The sequence below is a fragment of the Pseudomonas sp. 8Z genome (assembly GCF_902506535.1).
Lineage (GTDB): Bacteria > Pseudomonadota > Gammaproteobacteria > Pseudomonadales > Pseudomonadaceae > Aquipseudomonas.
In genome coordinates, this window is sequence record NZ_LR733826.1 from 476,581 (window position 1) to 490,487 (window position 13,907).

The window sequence follows — 13,907 nt, forward strand, 5'->3', positions numbered from 1 at the left end:
ATGCGGCGCTTTTTTATTTGTACCAACCATCCCAGGCGCAAGACCGTCCGAACACTCGCTTCAGAAGGCCGCTCTGTTCGCGCGTGCTGATCGTCAGAAGACTCGGATAGGGTATTCGACGAACACGCGGATCTCATTACCATCATCCGGGTAACCGGCGGCGCGCATGTTATTCGAGGAGCGCAACCATGAATTACGCAGCCTAATCTTCAGGTCCTTGGCTGTGCCCTCCTGTACCACATACTGCAGTTGGTTAAAGATCTCTCGCTCGACACCTTCACCCTGATTGGTGTGTACGTTATCGCCGCGCACGTACGCAACACGCCAACTCAACCCTGGCGCCCCGAACTGCGCGAAATCAAGACCGTAAGCCAACTGCCACGAGCGTTCGTCTTCGGCATTGAAGTCGGACCAGTAAGAGTTCGCGAGAAACACCGTCGAGCCGCCATCACCCACACCGCCACCGCTGCCATACCAGCCATATTGATAGCCGGTATCACCACTGCTGCGCTGATGAGCCAGCGTCAGCGAATGCGGGCCGAACGCATAAGTAGCCGCCAAACTCCAGATCTTGTTGTCGCGCCCCGTGCCCAGGCTATCGGCGAACTCGCGATCCAGAGTGGAGCGATAACCGTTGAAATCCAGCGTCAGCGACTGGTCATCCTGCAGAGGCAACGTATAAGTAGCGCCCAGATACTGCTTGGCAATACGATCCTCAACATCAGAGGCATAAAACGAGGCCGTTAGCTGCGCATTGAACTGGTAGCGAGCGCCCCATACACGGATCCCCTTGAGATCACCGCTATCACGCCCCTCGGCGCCCTTGCGTACCTCTGCATGAAACTGCCCTGCAGTAACTTCCAGCCCCTCTATTTCGTTCGATACCAGCATCGCCCCGGTAAAACTTTCAGGCAATAGCCGTGAATCATCATGATTGAGCACCGGCAACGTCGGTCGCAAATCACCATATTTAAGGACCGTATTGGATACTCGCAGCTTGAGTGCGCCTCCAGTACGAGCCAGCTCCTTAGCAGCCTCCCCGGAATCGCCTTGCTTGAAGAACTCAATACCCGGCGCCCCCGTACGCCCCTTACCGCCGTCAAGGCGCAGCGCATACATGGCGAAAGCATCGACACCAACTCCAACGCTTCCTTGAGTGAAACCGGACTCGAAGTTACCGATTACCCCCTGCCCCCACTCCGCCTTGTCTTGCCGACCATGTTTGTAATCTCGGTTCATGTAGGCATTACGCAACAACAGATCAAAATGGCTGCCCTCGATGAAACCAGACGCCGCCCCCTGATCATCAGCGAATGCAGGCGCTACACCCAAAGCTGCAACAGCAACAGCAATACGAATAGACATAACTAAAGCTCCGTGTGGATCATCACGACAGCGGCGTAATGATCAAGACTCCTGAGAGGTAGCAAAGGATGTTTCGAATCGAGCGCCAGTAGGCTTCCTCAGCCTGTAGGCACACCACAGCAAGACAATCCAGACCGGGATCATGAATACCGAAACACGGATACCCGGAATCATCAGCATGACGACCACGATCGCGGCCATGAATGCCAGGCATAGGACGTTACCAAGGGGATACCAAAGCGCCTTGAAGTACAGCGTTTCACCGATGGCCAGCTTGGCTCGACGAAAGCGCCAATGGGTCAGCGTAATCATCACCCAGTTGATCAGCAGCGCAGACACCGCCAGCGTCATCATCAGCTCGAAGGCATTACCTGGCAGCAAGTAGTTAATGATCAGACACAACGCCGTAACCGCAGCGGAAGCCAAAACCGCCGACACAGGCACACCGCGCCGGTTGACCTTGAGAAACACCTTGGGAGCGTTTCCCTGCTCAGCCAAACCGAACAACATACGGCTCATGCAGTAAGCGCCACTGTTATAGACCGACAGCGCTGCGGTAAGAATAACGAAATTCAAGACATGGGCCGCTACGTCATTGCCGATCAATGAAAAGATTTTCACAAACGGGCTGGCGCTATATACATCCTGAGCATCGCCCAGACTAACCAGCAGGTCATTCCAGGGGTAAAGCGACAGCAGCAACGTCAGCGAACCGAGATAGAAAAGCAGGATACGCCACACAACCTGATTGATGGCCTTGGGAATGACGCGGCGTGGATTATCCGACTCTGCCGCAGTAAGGCCAATCATCTCCATGCCGCCAAAAGCGAACAGGATGAACACCATCGCCATCAGCATGCCGTCGATGCCATTCGGGAAGAAACCGCCATGCGCCCACAGATTGCTGACACTGGCCTGCGGCCCTCCAGCGCCACTGACCAACAAATAACTGGCCAGAAGAATCATGGCAATGATCGCGCCGACCTTGATGATGGCCAACCAGAACTCACTCTCACCGAAGGCTTTGACGTTGATCAGATTGATGACATTGACCATCAGAAAGAACACTGCAGCACTGAACCAGATGGGGATTTCCGGCCACCAAAACTGTACATACTTGCCGACTGCGGTTAACTCGGCCATGCACACCAGTGCATACATGATCCAGTAGTTCCAGCCCGAGAGAAAGCCAGCAAAACGCCCCCAGTAGTTACTCGCGAAATAGCCGAAAGAGCCAGCCACTGGCTCTTGCACAACCATCTCACCCAATTGCCGCATAATTAACAAAGCAATGAATCCGGCAATCGCATAACCGAGAATCATCGCCGGCCCTGCACTTTTCAACACACCAGCAGAACCCAAAAACAAGCCGGTACCAATAGCGCCGCCCAGGGCAATCAATTGGATATGCCGATTGCTAAGACCACGATGTAGCCCAACGCGTTGATCATCTGTACTCATGGATAATTGCATCCTTGACGGGGCACAGCACTACGCTGGCTGCATACATCAGCCAGTACAGGCAGGGCCTTTCATGGGAGCGCAGTCATAAACTGTTCGCTTGTTGGTTTTGTAATGGCAGCTAATGAATGAGTCGCTATATGGCGTCAGGAAGAGGGTTCATGGCGCACATTTATTGTTATTAAGTTGGTTGCAATGGCGGTTCATCAAACAATGACAATGTCGCGCGCCGCACACGCATACGGCGCGCCTGAATTACAGCGTCGAGCGCAGGCTCCACAATTCAGGGAACAGTTCGGTATCGAGCATCTTGCGCAGATAGCCGACCCCATCAGTACCACCCGACCCCTTCTTGAAACCGATGATGCGTTCCACCGTAGTCACATGGCGGAAACGCCACTGGCGGAACGAATCTTCGAGATCAATGAACTTCTCGGCCAGTTGGTACAGATCCCAATACTGATGCGGATGCTGATAGACCACCTTCCATGCCGCCTCTACCGACGCGTCATGCAGGGTACGGGTCGTGCTCACCCGTTCGAGACGCTGCGGGTCAATCGGCAAACCGGCCTTGGCCAACAGGCCGATGGCCTCGTCGTAAAGCGAGGGCTCAGCCAGGGTTTTCTCCAGTTCGGCCAATAGCTGCGGGCGATGAGCATGAGGCTGTAGCAGCGGCACACTCTTGTTACCCAGTAAAAACTCAATCTCACGGTACTGAAACGACTGAAACCCGGACGACTGCCCCAGCGATGGGCGAAAAGCCACGTACTCGCTGGGCGTCATGGTTGCCAGTACCGTCCAGGCATGCACCAACTGATCGAAGATCCGCGACACCCGCGCCAGCATCTTGAAAGCAGGCGGCAGATCGCCCTGCTTTATCTGTTCACGGGCGGCACGCAGCTCGTGCAGCATCAACTTCATCCACAGCTCGGACGTCTGATGCTGGATGATGAACAACAGCTCGTTGTGATCGCTGGACAACGGGTGCTGGGCGCTGAGGATACGCTTGAGATCCAGGTAGTCGCCGTAGGTCATGTCATCGCTGAAATCCAGCTTGGCGTCATGCCATTGCTGCGCGGCATGGCTTTGGGAATAGGGACATTGGCTCATCATATGATCCTCAGGTAACCGAATGACGGGTCTGATAACGCGGCTCGCGCCACGTCTCGTTGTCGAGCACCTCGACCAGTGCCTGCACCGCTGCGCCAACATCCTGATAAGAGGTGTACAGAGGGGTGAAACCAAATCGCATGATGCGTGGCTCGCGGTAGTCGCCGATGACCCCCTTGTCGATCAACGCCTGAACCACGGCATAACCTTCAGGGTGTTCAAAGCTCACATGACTGCCACGCTCGGCGTGTTCACGCGGGGTAACCAAGGTCAGCGGGTGATCTTGGCAACGCTCCTCCACCAAACGGATGAAGAGATCGGTCAGAGCCAAGGATTTACGACGTAGGGACTGCATGTCGGTTTTGCCGAAGATATCCAAACCACACTCGACCATGCCCAGCGACACCAGAGGCTGGGTACCGCACAGATAGCGGTGGATGCCCGAGGCAGGCGCGTAATGTGCTTCCATCGCAAACTGCCGTGCATGCCCCCACCATCCCGACAATGGCTGCCAAACCTGGTCGCACAGCGCGGGTGAGACCCAAACGAACGCCGGAGAACCAGGGCCACCGTTCAGGTATTTGTACGTGCAGCCAATGGCGTAATCGGCCTTCGCTGCGGTTAGATCGACCGGCACCGCACCTGCCGAGTGCGCCAGATCCCATAGCGCCAAGGCACCGTGGTGATGAATCAGCTCAGTGATGGCACGCATGTCATACATGTGGCCGCTTTTGTAGTTGACGTGGGTGAGCAACACCAATGCCACCCGATCGTTCAACTGGGCTGCCAAGTCTTCCGGCTTTTCGATCAACTGCAGCTCATAGCCCTGCTGCAACAGGTCAGCCAGGCCCTCTATGACATAGAGGTCAGCCGGAAAATTGTGCAGTTCGGAAAGGATGACCTTACGCTCAGGCGCTCGCTGTGCCTGAATGCGCAAGCCAGCCGCGAGGATCTTGAACAGATTGACCGTCGTGGTATCAGTAATGGCAACCTCACCACGGCCCGCACCAATCAGGCTGGCCAGCTTATCGCCCAGACGAGTCGACAGCGTGCTCCACTGGGCGGTGTTCCAGCTACGAATCAGACCTTCGCCCCACTCCTGCTCGATCATCTGCGTAGCCCTGACCAACGCCGCACGCGGGCGCGCACCCAAGGAATTGCCGTCGAGGTACACCACACCTTCCGGCAAGGCAAACTCCTCACGTAGCGGGGCTAGCGGATCAGCTTGATCCAACTCTCTCAGTTCTTGTTCGAGGGACATTTACTCATCCTTTTAGAGGTCTCAGCACTGCACGCACGGGGCTGGCGTCCAGATGGGAAAAACGTAGCGGCAAGGCAATGAGCTCGTAGTCACCTTCGGGCACGGCATCGAGCACGATGCCCTCCAGAATCGCCATGTTCATACGCGCCACACAGCGATGCGCGTCGAGGGTCTTGGATTGCTCGGGATCAAGCGAAGGCGTGTCTATGCCGATCAACCGCACGCCATGAGCGGCTAGCAGCTCGATAGTCGCCGGGGCCACAGCAGTGAAGTTACTGTCCCAATGATCCAGCGGTGCCTGCTGGTAGGTGCGCAGCAGCACACGCTCGGGCACATCACTCAACAGGTGCTCGACATCGCCGGGCTGAACCAGTGCAGTGCTGTGCAGGCAATGAATGACCCGGCACGGCCCCATGTACAGATCAAGTGCGACCTCACCAATAGGCAAGCCATCGGAGCTGTAGTGCAAAGGCGCATCGGCATGCGCGCCGGTGTGAGGGGAAAGGGTGATACGCCCAACATTGACCGGGCACTGAGGGCCAAAGGTCCAGACACGTTCCTCGTGAAACGGCGTATCACCAGGCCATGTTGGGGTTTGCGTATTCAACGGTGGGCTGATGTCCCACCACGCTTGCTGAGGTTGCATTGCCGTTCTACTCCGATACAACTTGAGTAGAATCTTATCCATTAGACGGCAGAATTATCTTGCCAAGTGCATCGCCTATTCACGATTTATTCACAGATAATTCGAATGATAAATAAAAAATCGAAGGAAAATTCATACGATGAAACTCGATAGCATTGACCTACGAATTCTCGCCAGCCTCAATCAGGACGGCAGAATGAGCAATCAGGATCTGGCGGAAAAGGTCTCGCTATCGCCGTCTGCCTGCCTGCGACGAATGCGCAATCTAGAAAGCGAAGGCATCATCGCCGGCTACGGCGTGCGTCTGGACGCAACCAAGCTGGGCATTGAGGTTCAGGCGATGGTCAACATCAACGTCCGCCAGGATGTCGATGGCTGGCATGAGCGCTTCATCGAGGCGCTGCAGCAATGGCCCGAAGTAGCCGAAGCCTTTATCGTCACTGGTGCCAGCAATTATCTACTGCGCGTACGCACCCGAAATCTGGCGCATTACACCGACTTTATCGTTAACCACCTACATGCCACCCCAGGCGTGACAGACATTAGATCCGACATCATTCTGCAGAGTCTGAAATCCCGAGATAACCTGCTGGATTTGGTGCGCCCCACCTCAGCTAGAGATCCAGACTAAAAGAAGGGACACTGCGGGCGAAGCGCCAAGTCACTCACCCACAGTGATCAGCATGCATCTACGCGCTAGCGCCGCTTACGCAGACGCCCTACCAAAGGCACGTCTCAACAGGGCCCGCTGACAGCGCATGTTCAACAGCGCCGAGAACTTCTCAGCGGCCGCTAATCTCAGGGTTCAGTCCTGATAAATCATCTTGCGGCTCATGCCGCCATCGATGACGAACTCCTGCCCAGTGACGAAACCAGCGGCGTCGGATAGTAGCCAGGCAACCTGAGCCGCGACATCTTCGACCGTGCCGACACGACCAACCGGATGCTGCGCATGATCGAGTTCCGAGAGAGGCTCCCGCCGCTGCTGGGAAGGGTCGCGCGTATCAATCCAACCCGGACTGACGCAATTGACTCGCACCTCAGGCCCCAGGCTAACCGCCAGCGCGTGAGTCAGAGCCAGCAGGCCACCCTTGCTCGCGGCATAGGCCTCGGTATTAACCTCGGACTGGTGCGCGCGTGTCGAGGCGATATTGACGATCGCACCCTGATGGCTGCGTAAATAAGGGACACAATGCTTAGCCAACAACATGGCCCCGGTCAGGTTCACGCCCAGCACCCGATCCCAGTGTTTGAGATCAAGCAACTCCAGCGGCGACGTATGCGGATCGGCGATAGCTGCATTGCACACCAAGGCATCAAGGCGGCCGAACTGACCAAGCACTTCGGCAACACCGACACTGACTTGATCCTCATTGGACACATCCATGGCCACAAACCAGGCATTGCTGCCCAGGGCGCGCGCCACCTTCGAGCCACGCTCGCGCTCGACATCAGCCAGCACCACTTGCCAGCCTTCGGTGATCAGCCAGGCAGCGATCCCCAAACCAATGCCGCGCGCTGCGCCAGTGACCAGAGCCACGCGCCCATTATTGGACGCACCGTGTTCGCCCCACTCCAGCATCAGAGTGCAGCCAGGCCGCGCGCCAGATCGGCCTTGAGATCAGCCAGGACCTCCAACCCCACCGCGACGCGGATCAAGTTGTCACGAATGCCGGCATTGGCACGTTCCTGCGGGGTCAAGCGGCCATGGGAAGTGGTCGCCGGATGCGCGATGGTGGTCTTGGTGTCGCCCAGGTTGGTGGTGATGGAGATGACGCGAGTGGCATCAATCACCTTCCAGGCTGCGTCACGGCCACCCTTGGCCTCGAAGCTAACCACGGCACCGAAAGCGCTCTGCTGTTTCTTCGCCAGCTCGTGCTGCGGATGGCTCGGCAAGCCGGCGTAGTACACGCGCTCGACTTGCGGTTGCTGCTCCAGCCAGAGCGCCAGTTGCAGCGCGCTTTCGCTCTGCGCTTGCATGCGGATGCGCAGGGTTTCCAGACCCTTGAGAAATAGCCAGGCGTTGAAAGGGCTGAGAGTCGGGCCAGCGGTGCGCAGGAAACCGACCACTTCCTTCATCTGCTCGCTGCGCCCAGCGACCACGCCGCCCATGCCACGCCCCTGGCCATCGATATACTTGGTCGCCGAATGCATGACGATATCCGCACCGAGCTTCAGCGGTTGTTGCAGTGCCGGCGTGCAGAAGCAGTTGTCGACAGCCAGCAGCGCGCCGCGAGCATGAGCGATATCGGCCAGCGCGGAGATATCCACCAGCTCGGCCAAGGGGTTGGACGGCGACTCGACGAACAGCAACTTGGTATTGGGCTTGAACGCCTCTTTCCAGGCGTTCAGATCGGCCAGCGGCACATAATCGACCTCGACCCCGAAGCGCTTGAGGTACTTCTCGAACAGGCTGATGGTGGAGCCGAACACGCTGCGCGACACCAGCACATGATCGCCACCACTGCACAGACTCATGACGATAGCGAGAATCGCCGACATCCCCGATGCAGTGGCTACCGCCTGCTCAGCGCCTTCCAACGCCGCGATACGCTCTTCGAAAGTACGCACGGTCGGGTTGGTGTAACGCGAATAGACGTTACCCGGCACCTCACCGGCAAAACGCGCGGCAGCATCCGCCGCCGTACGGAACACGTAACTGGAGGTCAGAAACAGCGCCTCGCCGTGCTCGCCCTCCGGCGAGCGGCGCTGGCCGGCGCGCACTGCCAGCGTATCGAATCCCACGCCCTTGAGATCGCTATCGAGCCGCCCTGCATCCCATTCCAGTGTCATTGTCCACCTCACAAAAAGTAGCCCGGATGCAATCCGGGAAATTCAGCGTGACATTCCCCCGGATTGCATCCGGGCTACAGGCGACGGGCAGGCGAGCCTGCCGCGACGCGTCAGTTGTTGTACAGGTCGATGATCGCACTCACCGCCTGCGACTTGACCTTGCTGGCGTCGTTACGCGCCTGCTCGATCCGGTTCAGATAAGCCTCGTCGACATCGCCGGTGACGTAGTTACCATCGAATACCGCGCAGTCAAAGTTGTCGATCTTGATCTTCTTGCTGCCGCTGACCGCCTCGATCAGATCCGACAGATCCTGATACACCAGCCAATCGGCACCGATCAGCTCGCAGACTTCCTCGGTGGTACGGCCATGGGCGATCAGCTCGTGAGCGCTGGGCATGTCGATACCGTAGACGTTCGGGTAGCGCACCGCCGGCGCCGCCGAGCAGAAGTAGACGTTCTTCGCCCCGGCCTCACGGGCCATCTGGATGATCTGCTTACAAGTGGTGCCGCGTACGATGGAGTCATCCACCAGCATCACGTTCTTGCCACGGAACTCCAGCTCGATGGCGTTGAGCTTCTGCCGCACGGATTTTTTGCGCGCTGCCTGGCCCGGCATGATGAAGGTACGGCCGATGTAACGGTTCTTGACGAAACCTTCGCGGAATTTCACACCCAGGTGATTGGCCAGTTCCAGCGCGGCAGTGCGGCTGGTATCGGGAATCGGGATGACCACGTCGATATCGTGCTCCGGGCGCTCGCGAAGAATCTTGTCAGCCAGACGCTCTCCCATGCGCAGACGCGCCTTGTACACCGAGATGCCATCCATGATCGAATCCGGGCGTGCCAGGTAGACGTGCTCGAAGATGCACGGGGCATATTGCGGGTTCGGCGCGCACTGACGAGTAAACAGTTGGCCGTCTTCGGTGATGTACACCGCCTCGCCCGGCGCCAGGTCGCGAATCAGGGTGAAGCCGAGCACATCCAGCGCCACACTTTCCGAGGCGATCATGTACTCCACGCCCTCATCGGTATGACGCTGGCCGAAAACAATCGGGCGAATGCCGTTAGGATCACGGAAGCCGACGATGCCGTAACCAGTGACCATCGCCACCACTGCGTAACCGCCGACACAGCGACTGTGCACATGAGACACCGCCGCGAACACATCTTCCTCAGTCGGTTGCAACTTGCCGCGCACAGCCAGCTCATGGGCAAAGACGTTGAGCAGCACTTCGGAATCGGAGTTGGTGTTGACGTGGCGCAGGTCGGACTCGTAGATCTCCTTGGCCAACTGCTCTACGTTGGTCAGGTTGCCGTTATGCGCCAGGGTGATGCCATATGGCGAGTTGACGTAGAACGGCTGCGCCTCAGCCGAGCTGGAGCTGCCAGCGGTCGGGTAACGCACGTGACCGATGCCCATATGGCCAACCAGTCGCTGCATGTGGCGCTGCTGGAACACGTCGCGCACCAGGCCGTTGTCCTTGCGCAGAAACAACCGGCCATCATGGCTGGTCACGATGCCGGCAGCGTCCTGGCCGCGATGCTGAAGGACGGTTAGCGCGTCATACAGCGCCTGATTGACGTTCGACTTGCCGACGATACCGACGATGCCACACATGTGCCACGACCCCTGCTATGTAGTTCAGGCTAATTCAGCGACCGGCGCAGCAGTTAGCCGCACCGGCCACTCTATTCAAAGCAAAGTGGCTGGGTGAGCCACTTCACTGTTCAACCATTGGCTCGACCAGCCCAGAATCAGATTCTTCGACCAGTCGGCAACCATCAGAAAATGCGGCACCAGCTTCGACTGCTGCCACCAGATATCCTGCTGCACCGGCGCCAGACTAATCAGCCCCACCAGCAACACAACCAACAGACCACCGCGCGCGGCGCCAAAGACCATGCCAAGAAAACGATCCGTACCCGAAAGGCCGGTGACTCGAATCAACTCGCCGATTAGGAAATTGACCAACGCACCGACCAGCAGCGTGGCAATAAAGAGAATCGCGCAGGCCGCGATCACGCGGGCCGATGGGGTTTCGATAAATTCGACGAGATGCTGCGACAGAGCGCCACCGAACATCCAGGCAATCACACCCGCAATGATCCAGGTAAGCAGTGACAGCGCTTCTTTGACGAAGCCACGCTTCAGACTGATCAAGCTTGAGATGGCGATGACGGCGATGATCGCCCAATCAACCCAGGTAAATGCCACGATGCGCTCTGCCAGCGGGAAAGGCCGTGCATTCTAACAGAGCACAGCGTGCGGGGTAACCGGGCCAGAGCCATCTGCCAGGCAATCGTTTCGATACCTGAGCACTGCCGAGAGCAGCACAAACAGGAGCCCCGCAGCCAATGCCTATGGACTAACCCGCCTCTGGCTGAAAGCGCACGACAAAGCCATTGAGCTTATGCTGGCGATTAAGCTGATCACGCAAACGCTCAGCCTCCGTTCGTTCGATCAATGGGCCGACAAAAACACGATTCATACCATCGAAAGTACGGATGTAAGCGTTATAGCCCTGACTGCGCAGGGTTTTCTGTAAATTCTCAGCGCCTGGACGACTGGACAGGCTGGCCAGTTGCACAGACCAACTGATCGGCAAGGTGTTGGGGTCCAAACGAGTATCGGGCTTGCTGGGAGTAACCGCCGAAGGAGGCGTCACTGGCTCAGCTTTAGGCGGCTGAACAGCGACAGCAGGTTTGGGCTCATCCGCAGACTGAGAAGGCACCTCGACACGCTGCGGCTCATCTGACGCCAATGGGACAGGCTCTTGCGGCAATGCCTCCGGCTCTACAACCTCGGCAGGCTCTACGACCATCTCAGGAACGGTCGGCGCCTGCGGCATCTCCGGCGCATCAACCACAACATGGCGCATTTCGTCTTGGCGCGACAGCAACATTGGCAGGAAGATCACTGCTAGCGCCACCAGCACCAGGGCGCCGACCATGCGCTGTTTGAGCCTCTTCTCCAACAAAGCCATCACCTACTCCACCGTTGAACAAATCTGAGGCTGCGATACTGCCATTCAAGCAACACATCACGCCAGACCCATCAACACCCTCGATCAGCGCAACTCAGCCATCCACTCGAGTGCCTCAGCGACACAGAAGAACGAACCGAACACCAGAATTTCATCGCCGTCAGCCGCCCGCTGACACTGCGCGATCAACGCCTCACGCACACTCTCGTGCTGGCTGACCAACGCCGCGCGCGCAGACAAATGCGTCGCCAACTCTGCTGCCGAGCGCGTGCGCGGCGTGGCCAGAGGCGCTACAGCCCAAGCAGACAGCGCCCCCTGCAACGGCGCCAGCACGCCCTCCAGGTCCTTGTCAGACAGAAGCCCGAAGACAGCAAGACGCTCACCAGCAATCGGGCGAGCATCCAGCCGCTGAGCGAGATAGTCAGCCGCATGAGGGTTATGCCCAACATCCAGCAACACTGTCAGAGCCTTGCCGTGCCAAGTAATGGCGCGGCGATCAAGGCGCCCAGTCACCCGCGTAGCCAACAACGCCCGCTCGATATGCTCAACACTCCAGGGCATGTCCAGCAGGGCGTAGGCTTGCAATGCAAGCGCTGCATTCTCCATCGGCAAATCGAGCAAAGGCAGATCATTCAGACGCAGAACGCGCCCCTGCGCGTCAAGCCCGAGCCATTGCCAGCCAGCCTCACCCACAAGCAGGTTGTAGTCGCGCCCACGCAAGAAGAATGGCGTATCCAGGCGCACCACCGCATCAATCAACGGCTGCGGCGGATCGACGTCACCACACAGCGCAGGCTTGCCCGCCCGCATGATTCCCGCCTTCTCGAAGGCCACCGACTCTCGGGTATCACCCAACCAGTCCGCATGATCCAGGCCGATGCTGGTAATCAGCGCCAGATCGGCGTCAACCAGATTCACTGCATCCAGGCGCCCACCTAGACCAACTTCCAGCACTACAGCATCTAGCGCCGCCTGCTCGAAAAGCCAGAAGGCAGCCAGAGTCCCCACTTCGAAGTAGGTCAGGGAAATCTCTCCGCGCGCCGCCTCAACGGCGGCGAAGGCCTGGCACAAGGCATCATCACTGGCCTCACGACCGTTGACGATGACGCGCTCGTTGTAGCGCAGCAAATGCGGAGAACTGTACACCCCCACGCTCAGCCCCTGCTCACGCAGCAGGCTGGCGATAAAGGCGCAGGTAGAACCCTTGCCATTGGTACCGGTAACGGTAATTACCTGCGGCGCGGGCTTGCCCAGGCCGAGTCGGCGTGCCACCTCGCGCGAACGATCCAAGCCCATCTCGATGGCTGTCGGATGCAGTTGCTCAAGATAGGCGAGCCACTCGCCCAGGCTGCGCGGGGTCATGCAGTCGCCGGCAGAGCGACCGGGGACGGACGATTCATCAACTGCGCCAGCAGGCGAGCCAAACGTGGGCGCAGCTCATCACGCGGAATGATCATATCGATAGCGCCGTGCTCCAGCAGGAACTCACTGCGCTGGAAGCCTTCCGGCAGTTTCTCGCGCACGGTCTGCTCGATCACACGCGGCCCGGCGAAACCGATCAGCGCCTTGGGCTCGGCCACGATCACATCACCCAGCATCGCCAGGCTGGCGGATACACCACCGTAGACCGGGTCGGTCAGCACGGAAATGAACGGCAGCCCCTCTTCGCGCAAGCGCGCCAGAGCCGCGGAAGTCTTGGCCATCTGCATCAAGGAGATCAGCGCTTCCTGCATGCGCGCGCCACCCGAGGCAGAGAAGCACACCAACGGGCAACGCTGCTCCAGCGCGGCATTGGCGGCACGCACGAAGCGCTCACCAACGATGGCACCCATGGAGCCGCCCATGAAGGAGAATTCGAACGCGCAGACCGCGACCGGCATGCCTTCGAGGGCGCCGCTCATGGCGATTAGTGCATCTTTCTCACCGGTCTGCTTCTGCGCAGCGACAATGCGATCCTTGTACTTCTTGGTGTCACGGAATTTGAGACGGTCGACCGGCTCCAGATCGGCGCCCAGCTCCTCGCGTCCTTCGGCATCGAGGAACAGATCGAGACGACGACGCGCATCGATACGCATGTGGTGGTTGCACTTGGGACAAACATCCAGGGTCTTTTCCAGCTCGGGGCGATAGAGCACAGCTTCACAGGACGGGCATTTGTGCCAGAGCCCTTCAGGTACCGAGCTCTTCTTCGCCTCGGAACGCATGATCGAGGGAATGAGTTTGTCTACCAACCAGTTGCTCATGCTGTTATCTCTCCATAACCGATGGTCGGAGCGGATGACCACA

Annotated in this window: 13 protein-coding genes; 1 reads left to right on the forward strand and 12 read right to left on the reverse strand. The window is 58.3% G+C overall.

What is annotated here, in order from left to right; translation table 11 throughout:
- Nucleotides 1-93 precede the first annotated feature (93 nt).
- From AERO9A_RS11545 to kynB, 5 genes are all read right to left on the reverse strand, one after another.
- Nucleotides 94-1,365: an OprD family porin gene (locus AERO9A_RS11545; RefSeq protein ID WP_159972093.1), complete on the reverse strand. Its 1,272-nt coding sequence runs from the start codon at nt 1,363-1,365 to the stop codon at nt 94-96.
- A gap of 42 nt (nt 1,366-1,407) precedes the next feature.
- Nucleotides 1,408-2,826, reverse strand: a complete 1,419-nt coding sequence (locus AERO9A_RS11550; protein WP_159972094.1) for an amino acid permease — start codon at nt 2,824-2,826, stop codon at nt 1,408-1,410.
- Between the two features lie 255 nt (nt 2,827-3,081).
- Nucleotides 3,082-3,936, reverse strand: a complete 855-nt coding sequence (gene kynA, locus AERO9A_RS11555) for a tryptophan 2,3-dioxygenase (protein WP_159972095.1) — start codon at nt 3,934-3,936, stop codon at nt 3,082-3,084.
- 10 nt (nt 3,937-3,946) lie between these two features.
- Nucleotides 3,947-5,197 carry a kynureninase gene (kynU, locus tag AERO9A_RS11560; protein ID WP_159972096.1) on the reverse strand — a complete coding sequence of 417 codons (1,251 nt, stop codon included), beginning with the start codon at nt 5,195-5,197 and terminating at the stop codon, nt 3,947-3,949.
- 4 nt (nt 5,198-5,201) lie between these two features.
- Entirely contained in the window at nt 5,202-5,843 is a 642-nt protein-coding gene (gene kynB / locus AERO9A_RS11565; protein ID WP_159972097.1) for an arylformamidase, read from the reverse strand.
- 139 nt (nt 5,844-5,982) lie between these two features.
- On the opposite strand from kynB, the gene AERO9A_RS11570 reads away from it, so the two are divergent.
- Nucleotides 5,983-6,474, forward strand: a complete 492-nt coding sequence (locus AERO9A_RS11570) for an Lrp/AsnC family transcriptional regulator (protein ID WP_159972098.1) — start codon at nt 5,983-5,985, stop codon at nt 6,472-6,474.
- A gap of 174 nt (nt 6,475-6,648) precedes the next feature.
- On the opposite strand, the gene AERO9A_RS11575 is transcribed toward AERO9A_RS11570, so the two are convergent.
- The 7 genes from AERO9A_RS11575 to accD all read right to left on the reverse strand — a co-directional run bounded on the left by AERO9A_RS11575 (nt 6,649) and on the right by accD (nt 13,864).
- Nucleotides 6,649-7,425: an SDR family oxidoreductase gene (locus tag AERO9A_RS11575; protein ID WP_159972099.1), complete on the reverse strand. Its 777-nt coding sequence runs from the start codon at nt 7,423-7,425 to the stop codon at nt 6,649-6,651.
- Entirely contained in the window at nt 7,425-8,636 is a 1,212-nt protein-coding gene (locus AERO9A_RS11580; RefSeq protein WP_159972100.1) for an O-succinylhomoserine sulfhydrylase, read from the reverse strand. Before AERO9A_RS11580 ends, AERO9A_RS11575 begins: the two co-directional genes overlap by 1 nt.
- A 110-nt stretch (nt 8,637-8,746) precedes the next feature.
- Nucleotides 8,747-10,255, reverse strand: coding sequence for an amidophosphoribosyltransferase (purF, locus tag AERO9A_RS11585; RefSeq protein ID WP_159972101.1), 1,509 nt, complete (start codon nt 10,253-10,255; stop codon nt 8,747-8,749).
- A gap of 75 nt (nt 10,256-10,330) precedes the next feature.
- Entirely contained in the window at nt 10,331-10,852 is a 522-nt protein-coding gene (locus tag AERO9A_RS11590; RefSeq protein ID WP_159972102.1) for a CvpA family protein, read from the reverse strand.
- Between the two features lie 151 nt (nt 10,853-11,003).
- Nucleotides 11,004-11,621, reverse strand: coding sequence for an SPOR domain-containing protein (locus tag AERO9A_RS11595; protein WP_159972103.1), 618 nt, complete (start codon nt 11,619-11,621; stop codon nt 11,004-11,006).
- Between the two features lie 84 nt (nt 11,622-11,705).
- Nucleotides 11,706-12,983 carry a bifunctional tetrahydrofolate synthase/dihydrofolate synthase gene (gene folC, locus AERO9A_RS11600; RefSeq protein WP_159972104.1) on the reverse strand — a complete coding sequence of 426 codons (1,278 nt, stop codon included), beginning with the start codon at nt 12,981-12,983 and terminating at the stop codon, nt 11,706-11,708.
- Nucleotides 12,980-13,864 (reverse strand): acetyl-CoA carboxylase, carboxyltransferase subunit beta, encoded by an 885-nt coding sequence (gene accD, locus AERO9A_RS11605; RefSeq protein WP_159972105.1) that lies wholly within the window; start codon nt 13,862-13,864, stop codon nt 12,980-12,982. Before accD ends, folC begins: the two co-directional genes overlap by 4 nt.
- Nucleotides 13,865-13,907 lie beyond the last annotated feature (43 nt).

Bases quoted from the DNA above. Each gene is read 5' to 3' on its own strand.
- folC (WP_159972104.1), bottom strand. From the start codon at position 12,983: ATGACCCCGCGCAGCCTGGGCGAGTGGCTCGCCTATCTTGAGCAACTG.
- AERO9A_RS11570 (WP_159972098.1), top strand. From the start codon at position 5,983: ATGAAACTCGATAGCATTGACCTACGAATTCTCGCCAGCCTCAATCAG.
- kynA (WP_159972095.1), bottom strand. From the start codon at position 3,936: ATGAGCCAATGTCCCTATTCCCAAAGCCATGCCGCGCAGCAATGGCAT.
- AERO9A_RS11580 (WP_159972100.1), bottom strand. From the start codon at position 8,636: ATGACACTGGAATGGGATGCAGGGCGGCTCGATAGCGATCTCAAGGGC.
- AERO9A_RS11595 (WP_159972103.1), bottom strand. From the start codon at position 11,621: ATGGCTTTGTTGGAGAAGAGGCTCAAACAGCGCATGGTCGGCGCCCTG.
- purF (WP_159972101.1), bottom strand. From the start codon at position 10,255: ATGTGTGGCATCGTCGGTATCGTCGGCAAGTCGAACGTCAATCAGGCG.
- kynB (WP_159972097.1), bottom strand. From the start codon at position 5,843: ATGCAACCTCAGCAAGCGTGGTGGGACATCAGCCCACCGTTGAATACG.
- kynU (WP_159972096.1), bottom strand. From the start codon at position 5,197: ATGTCCCTCGAACAAGAACTGAGAGAGTTGGATCAAGCTGATCCGCTA.
- AERO9A_RS11550 (WP_159972094.1), bottom strand. From the start codon at position 2,826: ATGAGTACAGATGATCAACGCGTTGGGCTACATCGTGGTCTTAGCAAT.
- accD (WP_159972105.1), bottom strand. From the start codon at position 13,864: ATGAGCAACTGGTTGGTAGACAAACTCATTCCCTCGATCATGCGTTCC.
- AERO9A_RS11575 (WP_159972099.1), bottom strand. From the start codon at position 7,425: ATGCTGGAGTGGGGCGAACACGGTGCGTCCAATAATGGGCGCGTGGCT.
- AERO9A_RS11545 (WP_159972093.1), bottom strand. From the start codon at position 1,365: ATGTCTATTCGTATTGCTGTTGCTGTTGCAGCTTTGGGTGTAGCGCCT.